This window comes from Paenibacillus mellifer (assembly GCF_023195895.1).
In the GTDB taxonomy this organism is placed as follows: domain Bacteria; phylum Bacillota; class Bacilli; order Paenibacillales; family Paenibacillaceae; genus Fontibacillus; species Fontibacillus mellifer.
Genome location: NZ_JALPRK010000017.1, coordinates 45,287 through 61,444, shown reverse-complemented (window position 1 = coordinate 61,444; position 16,158 = coordinate 45,287). Strand labels below are relative to the sequence as shown.

Below are 16,158 nucleotides of genomic sequence, written 5' to 3'. Positions count from 1 at the left end.
CATTAAGCCGTTTTTAACCTGAACAATCCCGCTGCATGCTCACTTTCCTGCTGAAACTGCTTCAAATCCCTTCCGCATCCAACGAATTCTTAACTTTTTCCATTTTCGGCCTCGGCAGCCTCTGGGCTCACCAACTCTGTCTCCTCCGAAAGCTCAGCATAATGTGCGATCTGCGCCCATAACTCATCCTTCCCAATCCCCTCTTCTGCGGAAAAGAGAATCAGCGGATCGCCTGCCCGCAGGACCAGTCCTTCCTTGACGATCTTCAAATGCTTCTGCCATCGCGATTTTGGAATCTTGTCCGCTTTGGTGGCAACGACGCAAACGGGAAGATCGAATGCCTTCAGCCAATCGTACATCAGCTCGTCGTCTTTGGTCGGCGGATGCCGAAGATCGATAATCTGCAGAACCAGCTTAAGCGTCTCCCGCTCCTGCAAATATTTCTCGATCATTTTCCCCCAGACCTCACGTTGTGTCTTGGATACTTTGGCATACCCATAGCCGGGCACGTCCACAAAATAAACCCGATCGTTGATCCGGTAATAGTTGAGATGCTGGGTTTTACCGGGTGTCGAGCTCGTACGCGCCAGATTCTTACGGTTTATCATTCGGTTGATCAGCGACGATTTGCCCACATTGGAACGCCCTGCCAGAGCAATCTCTGGCAAGGCGTCTTCAGGATATTGGTTGGGGCCGACGGCGCTGATAATAAATTCAGCCTTGGTTACTTTCATCATTCAATTCCTCTCTTAAGCGGCGGTAGAAGCTTGCGCCGCGCCTTTCATGCTAGTGCACTTCGGGATGTTCCACGAGGGCATGCTCGAGTACTTGGTCCATATGGGACACCGGCACGAATTCCAGATCATCCTTCACGCTGTCCGGAATATCGCGCAGATCGCGCTCGTTGTCCTTCGGCATCAGGACCTTGCGGTAGCCCGCGCGATGCGCGGCGAGCGATTTCTCTTTCAATCCACCGATCGGCAGCACGCGTCCGCGCAATGTGATTTCGCCAGTCATGGCGACGTCCTTGGAGACGTGGCGGTTAGTCAATGCCGAGATTAACGCAGTTGCGATTGTAATTCCTGCCGAGGGACCGTCTTTCGGAATGGCCCCTTCGGGGATATGAATGTGAATATCGTTTTTCTCGTGAAAATCAAGCGGAATCCCGAGCTCCGCCGCTTTGGAACGAGTATAACTGAAGGCCGCCTGCGCGGATTCCTTCATGACATCACCCAGTTTACCGGTTAATGTGAGCTTCCCGGCACCTGGTACGACCGTCACCTCGATCACCAGTGTTTCTCCGCCGACTTCCGTCCAAGCCAGACCGGTCACGGTACCGATTTGATCCTCCAGCTCAGCCATGCCGTAGCGAAATTTCGCCACACCGAGGTGATCCTTCAGGGTGTCCGGGGTGATGACGATTTGCTCCTTGTCTTCGGAAACGATCTGCTTCGCAGCCTTGCGGCACAGTGCAGCCACCTGTTGCTCCAAATTACGGACGCCGGATTCGCGAGTATATTCGCGGATCACTTTCAGCAGCACGTCTTCGCCGACCTCCAGCTGCTCCGTTTCCAGCCCATGCTCGCGTTTTTGTTTCGGCAGTAAATATCGGTTTGCGATCTGGAGTTTCTCCAGCTCCGTATATCCGGGTATAAACAGCGTTTCCATCCGATCGAGCAGCGGACGCGGAATGTTATGCACCGCGTTGGCGGTCGTAATAAACATCACGTTCGAAAGATCAAACGGAACTTCGATAAAATGATCGGAGAAGGTGTTATTTTGCTCCGGATCCAATACCTCGAGCAACGCCGATGAGGGATCGCCGCGGAAATCGGAGGCCATCTTGTCGATTTCGTCTAACAGAAAAACCGGATTCAGCGTGCCCGCTGTTTTCATGCCCTGAATAATCCGTCCCGGCATAGCACCGACGTAAGTGCGGCGGTGTCCACGGATCTCCGCCTCGTCCCGCACGCCGCCTAGCGAAATCCGAACGAATTCACGGCCCAGTGAACGGGCGATCGAACGAGCCAGCGACGTTTTCCCGACCCCCGGTGGTCCTACCAGGCAAAGAATCGGTCCCTTCAGCTTTTTGACCAGCTTCTGCACAGCCAAATATTCCAGGACCCGTTCTTTCGGTTTATCCAGGCCATAATGATCTTCGTTCAGCACCTGCTCCGCTTTGGCGAGATCCAGATCATCCTCGGTCTTATTACTCCACGGCAAGCTAAGTAGCCAATCCACGTAGTTGCGGATGACACCGCCTTCCGCCGAGCTGGCCGGCATTTTCTCCAGGCGATCGATTTCCTTCTCGACCTTCTCCCGGACGTTCTCCGGCAGCCCCTTCTCCTCGAGTTGGGTCCGCAGCTCTTCCGCTTCTCCGGCCCGGCCTTCCTTCTCGCCGAGCTCCTTCTGGATCGCTTTCATTTGCTCGCGCAAATAATATTCCTTCTGCGTCTTCTCCATCTGTTTCTTAACGCGTTGGTTGATTTTGCGTTCCAGCTCAAGCACTTCGCGCTCGTTATTCAAGATGTCGAGCAGCTTCTCCATCCGCTTACGGACATCGATCGTTTCGAGGATTTCCTGCTTATCTTTGATTTTCAACGACAAATGGCTGGTAATGACGTCTGCCAAGCGTCCGGCTTCTTCAATGTCCGATACCGCAGCCAGCGTCTCTGGCGTGACCTTCTTGGATAAATTGATATAATGTTCGAATTGGGTTAACACCGTACGCATGAGCGCGTCCACTTCGGGATCGACCGTTTCTTCCTCCGGGCGTTCCTTGGCCATAACCTCATAATATTCGTCATTATCCAAATATTCGATAATTTCCGCGCGTTCCATGCCTTCCACCAGCACCCGAATCGTGCCGTTCGGCAATTTCAGCATCTGGCGCACCTTTGCGACGGTGCCGATGCGAAAGATATCTTCCTGGGTCGGTTCTTCTATGTTCACTTCCGATTGAGAACAGAGGAGAATCAGATTATCTTCGACCATTGCTTTCTCCAGCGCCTTCACGGATTTCTCCCGTCCTACGTCCAAGTGCAGCACCATGCTTGGATAGACGAGCAGACCGCGCAGCGGTAGCAGCGGGAAACGCCGGCCTTTGGATTTATGGGGTCCCATCGCTTATGCACCTCCAAACGTTCTCTGTTGATATCATTGCTATTTTAGCAAATGTTACATAAAAACACCAACGAGGAGCGGCTGCTTCAGGCAGCCGCCCCCCGGAAAGCAAACGAGCTGGACGTTTTCGAATTCCTATCTTGCCCGATTACATCGCCCCGCCTTGCGAAGGGGACTCCGCATGCAGGAAAGGCGCTGGAGCAGCTACCGGGGCAAACAGATCGCCGCCAACCGGCAGTTCCAGGTTCTTCTCCGCTTCGGGACCAAAAACATGGCGGAACACATCTCCTAAAGTCTCGACGGCTATGACCTGCAGCCCTTCCAAACCTTCAAACAACGTCTGCCAGTTGTCCTTTGGAATCAATACTGTTGTCGCGCCTGCCTGAAAAGCTGCCTCCACTTTGGCCACAACGCCGCCAACCGGCTTCACTTTGCCATGGATCCCTAACTCGCCGGTCATCGCAATCTGATGGTTCACCGGTACTTGTTTGATCGCCGACGCGATAGCGGTGGCGATCGCTAACCCGGCGGACGGACCGTCGATCGGGGTCCCGCCCGGGAAATTGATATGAAGGTGATAGTTCGATGGATTCAAGCCGATCCGCTGCAGAACGGTCAGAACGTTCTCCACCGAACCTTTCGCCATACTCTTGCGGCGTAACGTACGGCTGCCTCCGCCAATTTCCTCTTCGTCCACAACACCGGTCATATTGTAGGTGCCTTTGCCCTTTTCAGCTGGAACAGCTGTCGCTTCGATCTCCAGCAATGTGCCCATGTTCGCGCCATATACGGCTAGGCCGTTGACAACGCCAACCGCAGGCTGTGCCGGGATTTTGCGGTCCGGACGCGGCGCAAGCTGGCTGCTTGTCGCCACCCATTCTAGATCCGACGCTAACAGATGGTCGCGCTTCTCGGTAAGGGCAAGACCGGCGGCCAATTGCACCATATTCACAGCTTCGCGGCCGTTGGTCGCGTATTTCTTGATGACCTCCACCGCTTCCGGACAAGGCTGGAACCCGATCCGCTTCACGGCATCGTCAGCAATTTGGGCTATTTCCTCCGGCAGCAACGGTCGGAAATAGATTTCCATGCACCGCGAACGCAAGGCGGCTGGAATCTCCTGCGGCGAGCGGGTTGTCGCTCCAACCAGACGGAAATCCGCAGGCAGACCGTTTTGAAAAATATCGTGGATATACGCTGGCGTATTTGCATCCTCTGAGTTATAATACGCACTCTCCAGAAAAACCTTGCGGTCCTCCAAGACCTTCAACAGTTTATTCATTTGAATGGAATGCAATTCGCCGATCTCATCAATAAACAATATGCCGCCATGAGCTTTCGTAACCGCACCGGGTTTGGGCTGCGGAATGCCGGCAACCCCCATAGCTCCCGCCCCTTGATAAATCGGATCATGCACTGAACCGATCAACGGGTCAGCGATCCCCCGCTCGTCAAAACGGGCGATGGTAGCATCAATCTCCATAAACTTGGCATCGGTTTTAAAGGGAGAGACCGGATTTTTCTTGGCCTCCTCCATGACGACACGTGCCGCTGCCGTTTTGCCTACGCCCGGCGGCCCGTAAATGATGACATGCTGCGGGTTGGCGCTGCACAGTGCCGCTTTAAGCGCACGCAATCCGTCCTTCTGCCCCACGATGTCGTTCATCGAGGCGGGACGGGTCCGTTCCGCAAGCGGCTTGGTGAGCGAAACGGCCCGTAGCTTGCGCAGTTTCTCCATTTCCTTGCGTGATTCCCGGTCTACCGCCATCCGGTTTCCTTTTTGACTGCGCAGCTGATTCCAGAAATAAAGCCCGATGACCACGGCAAAGAACATTTGGACCGCCATCAGGATAACATTCAAATCCATATGCGTTACGCCTCCCACACTTAGACTACTCATTGACTGATACTTGGTAGTATAGCCTTTTCGCTCCAAGGTAAAACAAGGAGTTTTAAAGTACGGCTGTACGGCAACTCCGAGAAACGTTTGGGCTTCTGATCGCTCTTGCCGCCAGGTTATTTGATCAACTAAATTCGGAATAGATAATAACCCGTACTTTAAAGAGAAAAGCCAAAAAAGCCGCAACCTGCTCGGAAAGGCAGGTTGCGGCTTTGGTTAAAATCTCACTATGCTTTCGCGTGGGCACGGTGTTCCTTGCGTCCCGGAATTTCGCCGGTCGCTTCGTACACCTCCACGATATGATCGATTTCTTTCTTCAATTCGTTCAGCAGCTCGTCTTCCGGCACTTTGCGAATCATTTCTCCGTAACGGAATAGCAGTCCTTCGCCGCGTGCACCGGCAATGCCGATGTCCGCTTCGCGCGCTTCCCCCGGGCCATTGACGGCGCAGCCAAGAACAGATACCTTGATCGGCACCTTCAGGTTCGAAATATAAGCCTCCACCTCATTGGCGATGGAGAACAGGTCGATATCCAATCGGCCGCAGGTTGGGCAAGAGACGAGCGTCGCCGCATTGGTGATCAAGCCAAACGTCTTCAACAGCTCGCGCGCTACTTTCACTTCCTCAACCGGATCCGCACTCAGCGAGATACGAACGGTTGAGCCGATCCCCATCGACAAGAGAGCACCGATACCGGCTGCACTCTTAACCGTACCGGAGAACAAAGTTCCGGCTTCCGTAATCCCCAGATGCAGCGGGTAAGGAATCACCTCAGCTGCTTTGGTGTAAGCTGCGATCGCCATCGGAACATCCGACGCTTTCAGTGAAACGATGATGTCATGGAAGTCAAGCTCCTCCAGAATGCCGATGTGGAACAAAGCACTTTCCACCATCGCTTCCGGTGTCGGATACCCGTATTTCTCAAGTAAATGGTTCTCGAGTGATCCGGCGTTGACCCCGATCCGAATGGGGATGCCACGCTCTTTACAAGCTTTAACAACGGCTTCGACCTTCTCCCGGCGTCCGATATTACCCGGATTAATCCGGACCTTATCGATACCGTTTTCGATCGCCAGCAGCGCCAGCTTGTAGTTGAAGTGAATGTCCGCGACCAATGGGATATGAATCCGTTTCTTGATTTCCTTGATCGCCGCAGCCGCTTCCTCATTGTTCACCGTCACGCGTACTAACTGGCAACCCGCTTCCTCCAACCGGAGGATTTCGGCGACTGTCGCTTCGACGTCCGCCGTTTTCGTCGTACACATGCTTTGAATGATCACTTCGTTGCTGCCGCCGATCGTCAGGTTCCCCACTTTGACCGGCCGCGTATCTTGTCTCAAGAATGTCATGTCTGGTCTCTCCCATAACGATCAAAGCTCCACCCCCGCGGGTCTTGCGCCTATTCTTGGGGCACGACATCCGCAAAGGTGGAGAACCTTGACCTTTATTTTACCGCGATAAAGCAGTTCTCCCGCTTACGCGCTTTCTTCTTGTTTCTTGTTTGGCTTAGCGGCCAATTCAGGAACGGTTTTCTCCTGAACGACCTTCTCGGTGATGACGCAGTCGGAAATATCGTCGCGGGACGGTACTTCATACATCACGTCAAGCATTATGCCCTCAATGATCGCACGAAGACCGCGCGCCCCGGTATTCCGCTTAATCGCTTCGCGAGCGATCGCTTCCAGCGCCTTCGGTTCAAACTGCAGGTTGACATTGTCCAGCTCGAGCAGCTTCTGGTATTGCTTCACCAAAGCATTCTTCGGTTCGGACAAAATACGCACCAGCGTCTTCTCATCCAGCGGCTCGAGGGTCGAGATGACCGGCAAACGGCCTACGAATTCTGGGATCAACCCGAATTTCAGCAGGTCTTCCGGCAATACCATCGACAGGTATTCGCCCGGTTTGAGTTCCTTTTGCCCGTCGCTGACCGCATTAAAGCCAATCACTTTCTTACCGATCCGGCGTTTGATCATTTGCTCCAGACCGTCAAACGCACCGCCGCAAATGAACAAAATGTTCGTCGTATCGATTTGGATAAACTCCTGATGCGGATGTTTACGTCCGCCTTGCGGAGGAACGGAAGCGACCGTGCCTTCGAGAATTTTCAGCAGCGCCTGCTGAACACCTTCGCCGGAGACGTCGCGGGTAATCGAAGGATTCTCCGACTTGCGCGCCACTTTATCGATTTCATCGATGTAAATGATGCCGCGTTCCGCTTTTTCCACGTCATAATCCGCAGCTTGAATCAGCTTCAGCAGAATATTCTCGACGTCTTCACCGACATAACCGGCTTCGGTCAAGGAAGTCGCATCGGCGATCGCAAACGGTACGTTCAGGATTTTAGCCATCGTTTGGGCAAGCAGGGTTTTCCCCGAACCCGTAGGACCCAGCAGCAAAATATTACTCTTCTGCAGCTCGACATCCTCAATTTTGCTTTGCGTGTTCACCCGTTTGTAGTGGTTGTATACCGCAACGGACAGCGATTTCTTCGCTTGCTCTTGGCCGATGACGTACTGGTCTAGAATATCGCGGATTTCCTTCGGTTTCGGAATTTCCTTGAGATCCAGCTCTTCCTCGTGGCCAAGCTCTTCTTCCACGATTTCCGTGCACAGCTCAATACATTCGTCGCATATATAAACGCCGGGTCCGGCAACAAGCTTGCGTACCTGTTCTTGCGATTTACCACAGAACGAACACTTCAGTTGTCCTTTTTCATCGTTAAACTTAAACATGTAAACACCCCTTTATAGATTAGTGGGCTTGGAGATAACCTGGTCGATAATCCCGTAGTCCTTGGCTTCATCCGCGCTCATGAAGAAGTCGCGGTCCGTATCGCGCTCGATTTTTTCAAGGGGTTGACCCGTTCGATCTACATAGATCTGGTTCAGCTTTTGTCTCGTCTTGATGATCCAGTCGGCATGGATCTTGATATCCGTAGCCTGACCGCGAACGCCGCCGAGCGGCTGATGAATCATCACTTCGCTGTTTGGAAGCGCGAAACGTTTACCCGGGGCCCCTGCTGTCAGCAGCAGCGATCCCATACTGGCCGCCATACCCACGCAGATCGTGGACACATCGGGTTTGATAAACTGCATTGTATCATATATACCCATCCCCGCGGTAACAGAACCACCCGGAGAATTGATGTACAGGTGAATATCTTTCTCAGGATCTTCGGCCGCCAGAAACAAAAGTTGGGCAATCACGAGATTGGCAACTTCATCATCAATAGCGTTGCTGAGAAAAATAATGCGATCTTTAAGGAGTCTTGAATAGATGTCGTACGACCGTTCTCCTCGATTCGTTTGTTCTACGACCATAGGTACCAGACTCATGCGACCAACCTCTTTTCCTTTTCAATTTCCCTTACGCTTACGTAAAACATTCTATCATGTTCGAAGCCCCATGTCATTTTTCGCCCCGTACAGTTTATGTTTGTTTTTACACATTATATAACCTAAGGCTTGTCCCGTGCGTAATGGAAATAAATGTATCGTTCGGAGATGAAAAATTAAGGCACGCATTTTATCATACGTGCCCTAACTTTTATCATGATGTATTCAAAGAAGCGGGTTCAAGGAAGGAGTGTATTACTCCTCGTCTTGGGCTTCTTCGGCTTCTGTTTTGTCGGCGTCAGCTTTTGATTCAGCTTTCGTCGATTTTTTCGTCGTTTTCTTTGCAGCCGGTTTAGCTTCTTTGGTCTTTGCTTCCGCTTGCTCGGCCGGAACTTCCTTGCTGTTCTCCAGCAGGAACTCAATCGTCTTGCGGATCAGAACTTCCTCGTTCAAGCTGCCCAAAGAACCGTTTGCCGCCAAAATGTTGCGGATTTCTTCCGGCGTACGCTTGTACGCTTCCGCCATATCGTTCAGTTCTTTGTTGATTTCGTCTTGAGTGACTTCAATCTTCTCAGCTTTCGCGATGGCCTCAAGCACCAGGTTGTTGCGAACGCGTTTCTCCGCGTCTCCCTGCATTTGTCCTCTGAGGTCGTCTACCGTTTGGCCGGAGAAGCCCAGGAACATATCCAGGTTCATGCCTTGCGAGCGAAGACGGTTATCAAAGTCACGGACCATGTTATCCACTTCGCCATTGATCATGGCTTCCGGAATTTCCACTTCCGCATTTTCACCGATTTTGTCAACGAGCGCACCTTCACGGGTTGCCTTGGCTTCTTGTTCTTTGCGGGAGCTCAGTTGTTTCTTCAGATCTTCCTTGAACTCGGCAAGCGTATCGAATTCGCTAACGTCTTTCGCGAACTCGTCGTCCAATTCAGGCAGTTGTTTGCGTTTGATTTCATGCACTTTCACTTTGAACACGGCTTCTTTGCCAGCCAGTTCTTCCGCATGGTACGTGTCCGGGAAAGTTACCGTTACGTCCTTGAAGTCGCCGGTAGCCAGTCCAACCACTTGCTCCTCGAACCCAGGAATAAACGTGTTGCTTCCAAGCTCCAGGGAATAACGTTCTGCTTGACCGCCTTCGAAAGGCACACCGTCTACGGAACCGTCAAAGTCGATAACAACCGTATCCCCGTTTTGGGCAGGTTCTTCATCAACCACAACAAGTTCTGCATGACGTTGTTGCAGACGCTCCAGTTCACTGTTCAGTTCCTCTTCGCTTACTTCAACGGTAACAGCAGGAACTTCAACGCCTTTGTATTCGCCAAGCTTCACTTCAGGTTTAACGGTGATTTTTGCTTTGAACTTGAAAGGTTGTCCTTTAGCAAATTGCTCAACGTCAACTTCTGGACGATCCACAGGGAAAATATCCGTTTGGTCGACAGCTTCGCTGTACACTTCAGGCAGCAAGATGTCGATGGCATCTTGATACAAGCTTTCCACGCCAAAACGCGCTTCAAAAATCGGCCGAGGCACTTTACCTTTACGGAAACCAGGTACGTTTGCTCTCTTTGCTACTTTTTGAAAAGCTTTATCCAGTGCGGCGGCTACACGGTCCGCCTCCACTTCAACCTCGAGAACGCCGAGGTTCTTCTCTATTTTTTCCCAAGTTGCTTTCATTTTATGCCTTCCCCTCCAAATTTCACATATACTTTAAATACTGAAACCGAATCGCGAATAAAGCAGCTATTTCGAGGCATCTTGCATTAGGGTTCCAGTATAGCTGTCTCTATGAGCACGATCAGAATAACCATTATATTATAAACAACAAAACATCTTTTTACAAGAGCGGATCCTCAGCCAGGTATTGGGTGAGACGAACGCATTTTGCAAGCTTCATAGATTGATCCTTTTAAGGTTCCATCCGCTATATTCCGCGAAGCCGACCCGAAGCGACGAATTTGCCAAGCGACCGGCAGATCTGCTCATAACGAAGCCGCAGCCCGTCGGTAATCCCGTACATCGCGCGAATCTCCTCATCGGTTTGACTGCCGGACAAGCTATCCGCCACCATCTGATGTAAAGCCGCAGCCCAAATATCGATCACCGTATCTTCCTCGCTAAGGAGCGAGCGATAATCCACCGTTCCGTATAAAACCATCACGAACTGCGACCATAACTCTTGGGCAAAATAAAAAAGAGTCGGATCGTGAACCTGCGTCTGATCTCCTACCCGGTCCAATACGGACTGTACAGCTGGGGGGAAGTCATCGGGCTTTAGCGGGACGGCTTCAATCTCCACTTCCACCCGTTCCCCTCCGCGTGTAAACACCAGCGTTCCCGTCGTTCCGCGGCGCCGCAGCGTTTGCAGCACCCGGTATTGGAGCAGCGGGTGAAGCTCTTCCCGGGTAATCCATCCGATCAGTGCATCGTCGACTTCTGGCCGATCCAGATAGGCGAGCTGTTCGAGAGCTAAGAACGTCTGCTCAGACAGCGGTTTATCCCTTACGGTATGTAATAATTTGTCCGCATAACCCGCATCTTCAGCCAATTTGGCCTCCGCGAGCCGGCGTGCCAGCATTTCTTCGGTTTCATCCTCTTCCTCGAGACCTTGTGAGTCCGACATGCCGTTCTTCAGCGCGGGAAATGCGCCGATCAGCCAGTCAAGCAAAGCCTGCCATTCCTCATAATGGCGAGGATCCTCACCTTGGCATTGAAGCAGGAATTGCAGAAGTTCTACGGCCTCCCCGTATCTTTCCGTCTCCAGCATGCGGGTTAATTCGATCTGATAGTAATCCAGTGTTTTTGGAAACAAGACGATGTTGTCTTTCTCATCGGGTCGTGAACTGCTAATAAGGGCACCTCCTTTCCTCCGAATAGCAATTAATTGAGATTATAGCATAGTCCCCGGCGAAGACAAAAACCCCCGGTTTGGGTGCCTAACCCTGACGCTTAGATTATTCATTTGTAACGCTCTTGCCAATTTTATCATATGGGTTATTGATCCCGAACACTTCCTATGATATAATATTTTTTGCTTGTGTTTTTCATATTTAAGGTGTCCCAGTAGCTCAGCTGGATAGAGCAACGGCCTTCTAAGCCGTCGGTCGGGGGTTCGAATCCCTCCTGGGACGTAACAAAAAGCACTCTCCTAATGGAGAGTGCTTTTTTGCGTTCCCATGGAGGGCGAGAACCCCCGATGGGGGGGGGGGGCGTCGGAGCGAGACCGCCCGCGCCAGCAGGGTGGTCAAGCGGAGCCTCGTGCGCTGCGAGAGTCCCCCGACTGGGACGACTCTCCAGAAACGTTGAGGCAACCAGCGATTTCGTCATACAGGGCGAAATGTATACGAAATTTCATATATATTGAGGCTTGTACGGCTAATAACGCGAATTCTATTCGATATTTCATATAGATTTCGGACTTCCGACCTCCGTCAGGCCAAATAGGTATGAAATTTCAGATATAATCCACCCAAAGTGCCGCAACCAAGCAAATTCTATTCGATTTTTCGCATACAATTCGAACAAAACTTCTTGGCTACCCTACTCGCCCCGCGTCCACCACTATCTCGATACACACACCGTTTCGCAGAAGGGCTAAGCGGAAGTAACCGGCTATTCGCCATCGTTCGGATATAGCCTATGGAGCAGCTCAACCGACTGCCGGATCAACGTACGCAGCACGTCCACATCAATGTCGCTGACTTTATTGATATAGACGCATCCCTTCCCTCGTGTGTGCTTCCCGAACGATTCGAGCAGGGCATCCCAACCCGGATCGTCCAGCGCGAGATAAAGACTGATCTTCGCCTTCCGAGGCGAGAAGCCAACCAGCGGCGCATCGCCTTCATGGCCGGAGGCGTATTTGTAATGATAGGAGCCGAATCCGATGATGCTGGTGCCCCACATACGGGCCGGACATCCGGTCGTTTCCGTAAAGACGTCGAGTAACCGATAGGCATCCTCCTTCTTCTTGGCATCGGCCACCTGTTCGATGAATTCGATGACGCTATTGTCGTTTTCTTTGGTCTTCAACTCGTACATTCCGGAACAACTCCTTCAAGAACCTTAACCGTTCGCCAATCTAGTCCCTGCGTAAGGCTAACCAGTCGCAATACATCCATTATTCCTTATCTCTATCTTCCTCAATCCGGTCCAGCCACTCGTTCATCAACGCATTAAACGCGCCTTCTTGTTCAATTTGTAAGTTGTGCCCCGCTCGATCCATGACGGCAAACGTGCCGCGAGGATACTGTTCCAATAGACGGAGCGCATCCGCGTAACCGACCGCCGCATCCTGCCTGCCGAGCAGGAATAACGAAGGAGCGCCAAACTCTTCTAGGTCGACCGGAAAAGAAAACCCGTACCGCGCCCGGATCTTGTCCAAAAAAGCCGCATCCGCCAGACGGCACCCGGGTACGATCTCGTTTGCATAACGCGTCCAGGTGTGTTGAGTCAAAACAGCTCCCATCGCGCGAAAATCCTCGTACTCCTCGGGTTGCAGTTCGACCTTCAGCGCAGGATCCTCATGCACGACTTTATGTATCGGCAGATCTCGTTGGTCGTTCTCCGCCACGATCATCGGACAAATGAACGCAGCCCCCTCGACTCGTTCAGGATTACGCGCTATGATTCCCCTCGTCAAGTACCCGCCGTACGACTCGCCGGCAACCGCAAACCGCGATTCCGGAACCAGCTTGTCGATCAACTCCAATACTGCTTCCAGCATCCCGTCCGTACTCTCGATATCCGCATAACTGCGAGAACGGCCCATTCCCGGCAAATCAAGGTAGATTCGCCGCCACCCCGGCCGTTCCTGGAACACCGGTTCCATACAGCCGCTCATCAGCCGGTGATCGGGCGTAAACCCGTGAATTAGCACGATGGGGTAGCCCGAACCGATTTCTTCATAGTACAATTCCGCTTGGCTAACCTTGCAATAAGGCATACAACCACTCTCCCTTACATCTTCTTCTCACATCATAAATCGAATGTATGTTCCTGTACAGACCTTTTTTCCCATCTCCATCCATTCAGGTCATCCCCTGCTTTGCATCCATCTCATATAGATCCGGGCGTTGAATCCAGCCTGCTTCCGAAAACAGCGCTGCGGCTTTCGCCGAAATTCGACGAACCCCAGTTTCTCGTACAACCGGATTGCAGCGGTATTGGTGTCGACGACCTCCAGAAAATAATCCTCATATCCCAAACGGGTTACGAGCTCGTCGTTCAACCGGCTGGCCCCCCCCCCGCCCCCGCGCTTCCTTCGCCGTTGCGACCGCCTCAAAATAGCACTGGCGATCCGCTAAATCCAATGGTTTTTCCAACTCTTTCCGAACTAAGTTATAGAACAAGGTCCCCCTAAGCCAGCCAAGCTCGCGCCGGAGCATCGCCCGGTGAAACCGAAAAGGGCGTTTCCGTCCCGCTGAATAAGCGAAGATTCCCAGCACTTTTCCCTCTTCCAGCGCAACGAAAAACTGTTCCCTGACCATCGCATGCATCAGCGCCTTCGCCAGCTTACCGGAATCCGCAGAGAAAATGCGCAGCGAGTCGTAAAATCCCTCCACAAAGATATCGGCCGCCTGCCTGGCCTCCTCGTCTCCCAGCTCCGCCAAGTTAGATATCACGAAGTCCCCCATCATTCCCGAGCCTCCTGCGTTTTTTTCTACTATATAATGAGGCGGTATGCCTGCAGAACCTTCTGGAGGATGAATTGACGCTCCTTCCCGAAACGGATCAACGATAAAAAGAGCACCGGTCCATTTGGACCGATGCTCTTGGGCCGCTTAACCGCCGGCAGCCTTGCGTTAAATGTGAAGACTGGCGATCGCCGTCTTCAGGATATCGCAGGAATGCGTGAATTTGCGCTGTTCCTCCCAGGTCAAATTCAGCTCCAGCACCTCCTCGATCCCCCCGTCCCCGATGATGGCAGGCACGCCGGTGCAGACGCCCGTCTGCCCGTATTCTCCCTCCAACACAGCGGAGACCGCGATGATTTTATGCTCGTCATTCAAAATAGATCTGACGATGTAGGCGAGCGCATTGCCGATCCCGAACTGGGTATTGCCCTTGCGCGTAAAAATCTCCCAGCCTGCGTCTTTGGTCTTCTGCGCGATTTCATCCAAGTTGACGTGGTGAAATCGCTCCTTGTGCTGCTCCAGAATGTGCAACAGCGGCTTTCCCCCGATCGTAACATGCGACCAGGCCACAAACTGCGATTCGCCGTGTTCGCCCATGGCGTACCCGTTAACACTGCGCGGGTCGATCGAAAATACCTCGGACAGCAGCGTTTTCAACCGGGCCGAATCGATCGAGGTGCCGGTACCGATTACACGATTCCGCGGAAACCCCGACACCTCGCGCACGATGTACGTTACGATATCGACCGGATTTGCGGCTACGACAAACACGCCGTCAAACCCTCCACCCACAATGCGGCTGACGATATCCCTCGTGATTTTCTCCGCCTCTTCCAAGACGTCCAGCCTCGTTTGACCTGCCTTAGGATTGGCTCCCGCCGTCAGTACAACCACGTCCATATCGCGGCAATCCTCTAGCCGGCCAGCCGAAACCTTCGTACGAGCCTGCGTAAAATCCATGCAATGTGACAAATCCAGCGCATGCGCCACCGCGCGATCGTACGTCCGGTCGATCATCATGATCTCGTCACAGACCGATTGGTTGATCATGGAATAGGCGCAAGCCGTGCCGACCAGACCGGATCCGACGATCGTCACTTTTCTAGCTTTTCTGGCCATCCCGCCGCCTCCTCATCCTTACTACTCTCTTTATCTTACGCCTAAATTATACCTGCAAAACTTAGAGCCGTATATTAGGCACAGCACACCAAAAAAACTGCCGGGATATACCTCCCGACAGTTCAATTAGGTTAATTTTAACTTTTCATCCGCGGATCCAGCGCGTCGCGCAAACCGTCGCCCATCAAGTTGAAGGCAAGCACGGTCAACATGATCGAAACCCCCGGGAAAATAACGGTCCATGGGGCGGTGGCGATAAACTGCCGCGAGTCGGACAGCATCTTGCCCCATTCCGGCGTTGGAGGCTGCGCACCTAGACCGAGGAAGCCCAGCGCGGCCGCTTCGATGATCGCGGTGGCGATACCTAAGGTGCCCTGCACGATAATCGGCGTCAAGCTGTTGGGCAGGATATGCCGCAGCAAAATGGCGCTGTTCTTCATCCCGATCGCACGAGCTGCGGTAATGTACTCTTCGTTCTTCAAGCTCAGCACCTTCGCCCGGACCAACCGTCCATAGGTCGGAATGTTAACGATCGCGATGGCGAGAAGCGCGTTCTGCAGAGACGGGCCAAGAATGGCCACGATCGCAATCGCCAACAGAATGCTCGGGAACGCCAGAAGGATATCGAACAGGCGCGAAATCACCATATCGATCCACTTTCCATAAAACCCCGCCAGAATCCCCAACAATGTCCCCAGGATAATCGATCCCACTACGGAAAAGGTCCCGACCCATAAGGAAATGCGAGCCCCGTACAGTACGCGGGTAAACAGGTCGCGGCCGAGATCGTCCGTCCCGAACCAATGAGACGAGGACGGGGCTTTCAAACGATCGCGCAGTGCCTGCGTATCGTATTCATAAGGAGCGATGACCGGGGCCAGCAGCGCGATCAGAATGAAGAATCCGATCATGACTAGGCCGACCATCGCAATTTTATTCTTGCGGAAGGTTCTCCACGCATCGCGCCAAGGTCCGGAAACCTTCTCGACGGAGACAGAGGTACTTCCGTTTGATGTTGCCGTAGTTGCTTGTGCCATGGTTTCCC

General features: G+C 52.6%; 14 protein-coding genes and 1 tRNA gene. 1 reads left to right on the top strand and 14 read right to left on the bottom strand.

Going from position 1 to position 16,158, the window contains the following annotated elements:
- Positions 1-89: 89 nt before the first annotated feature.
- From yihA to M0651_RS16925, 8 genes are all read right to left on the bottom strand, one after another.
- On the bottom strand, positions 90-734 hold the full coding sequence (yihA, locus tag M0651_RS16960) for a ribosome biogenesis GTP-binding protein YihA/YsxC (RefSeq protein WP_248552956.1): 645 nt from the start codon (positions 732-734) through the stop codon (positions 90-92).
- Between the two features lie 52 nt (positions 735-786).
- Positions 787-3,123 carry an endopeptidase La gene (gene lon / locus M0651_RS16955; protein ID WP_248552911.1) on the bottom strand — a complete coding sequence of 779 codons (2,337 nt, stop codon included), beginning with the start codon at positions 3,121-3,123 and terminating at the stop codon, positions 787-789.
- 148 nt (positions 3,124-3,271) lie between these two features.
- Positions 3,272-4,990, bottom strand: a complete 1,719-nt coding sequence (gene lonB, locus M0651_RS16950; protein WP_248552910.1) for an ATP-dependent protease LonB — start codon at positions 4,988-4,990, stop codon at positions 3,272-3,274.
- Positions 4,991-5,250: 260 nt separating this feature from the next.
- Positions 5,251-6,372 (bottom strand): flavodoxin-dependent (E)-4-hydroxy-3-methylbut-2-enyl-diphosphate synthase, encoded by a 1,122-nt coding sequence (gene ispG / locus M0651_RS16945; protein ID WP_248552909.1) that lies wholly within the window; start codon positions 6,370-6,372, stop codon positions 5,251-5,253.
- 126 nt (positions 6,373-6,498) lie between these two features.
- Complete coding sequence (gene clpX / locus M0651_RS16940) at positions 6,499-7,755, bottom strand: ATP-dependent protease ATP-binding subunit ClpX (protein ID WP_248552908.1); 1,257 nt, start codon at positions 7,753-7,755, stop codon at positions 6,499-6,501.
- A gap of 12 nt (positions 7,756-7,767) precedes the next feature.
- A complete protein-coding gene (gene clpP / locus M0651_RS16935) occupies positions 7,768-8,358 on the bottom strand; it encodes an ATP-dependent Clp endopeptidase proteolytic subunit ClpP (RefSeq protein WP_248552907.1) in 591 nt (196 codons plus the stop codon).
- A 255-nt stretch (positions 8,359-8,613) separates the two neighbouring features.
- The gene (gene tig, locus M0651_RS16930; protein ID WP_248552906.1) at positions 8,614-10,035 is read right to left on the bottom strand and encodes a trigger factor; all 1,422 of its coding nucleotides are present in this window, start codon (positions 10,033-10,035) and stop codon (positions 8,614-8,616) included.
- Positions 10,036-10,282: 247 nt separating this feature from the next.
- Entirely contained in the window at positions 10,283-11,170 is an 888-nt protein-coding gene (locus M0651_RS16925; protein WP_372490980.1) for a hypothetical protein, read from the bottom strand.
- Between the two features lie 245 nt (positions 11,171-11,415).
- Here M0651_RS16925 and M0651_RS16920 point away from each other — a divergent pair.
- Positions 11,416-11,489, top strand: a tRNA-Arg gene (locus M0651_RS16920).
- 481 nt (positions 11,490-11,970) lie between these two features.
- On the opposite strand, the gene M0651_RS16915 is transcribed toward M0651_RS16920, so the two are convergent.
- From M0651_RS16915 to nikC, 6 genes are all read right to left on the bottom strand, one after another.
- A complete protein-coding gene (locus M0651_RS16915) occupies positions 11,971-12,399 on the bottom strand; it encodes a DUF1801 domain-containing protein (RefSeq protein WP_248552905.1) in 429 nt (142 codons plus the stop codon).
- Between the two features lie 79 nt (positions 12,400-12,478).
- Positions 12,479-13,303 (bottom strand): alpha/beta fold hydrolase, encoded by an 825-nt coding sequence (locus tag M0651_RS16910; RefSeq protein ID WP_248552904.1) that lies wholly within the window; start codon positions 13,301-13,303, stop codon positions 12,479-12,481.
- Positions 13,304-13,393: 90 nt separating this feature from the next.
- Positions 13,394-13,588 carry a GNAT family N-acetyltransferase gene (locus tag M0651_RS16905; protein ID WP_248552903.1) on the bottom strand — a complete coding sequence of 65 codons (195 nt, stop codon included), beginning with the start codon at positions 13,586-13,588 and terminating at the stop codon, positions 13,394-13,396.
- Positions 13,554-13,997, bottom strand: a complete 444-nt coding sequence (locus M0651_RS16900; RefSeq protein ID WP_248552902.1) for a hypothetical protein — start codon at positions 13,995-13,997, stop codon at positions 13,554-13,556. The genes M0651_RS16905 and M0651_RS16900 overlap by 35 nt, the downstream gene beginning before the upstream one ends.
- Before the next feature lie 165 nt (positions 13,998-14,162).
- A complete protein-coding gene (locus M0651_RS16895) occupies positions 14,163-15,113 on the bottom strand; it encodes an L-lactate dehydrogenase (protein WP_248552901.1) in 951 nt (316 codons plus the stop codon).
- A gap of 137 nt (positions 15,114-15,250) precedes the next feature.
- Positions 15,251-16,150: a nickel transporter permease gene (gene nikC / locus M0651_RS16890; protein ID WP_248552900.1), complete on the bottom strand. Its 900-nt coding sequence runs from the start codon at positions 16,148-16,150 to the stop codon at positions 15,251-15,253.
- Positions 16,151-16,158: the final 8 nt, after the last annotated feature.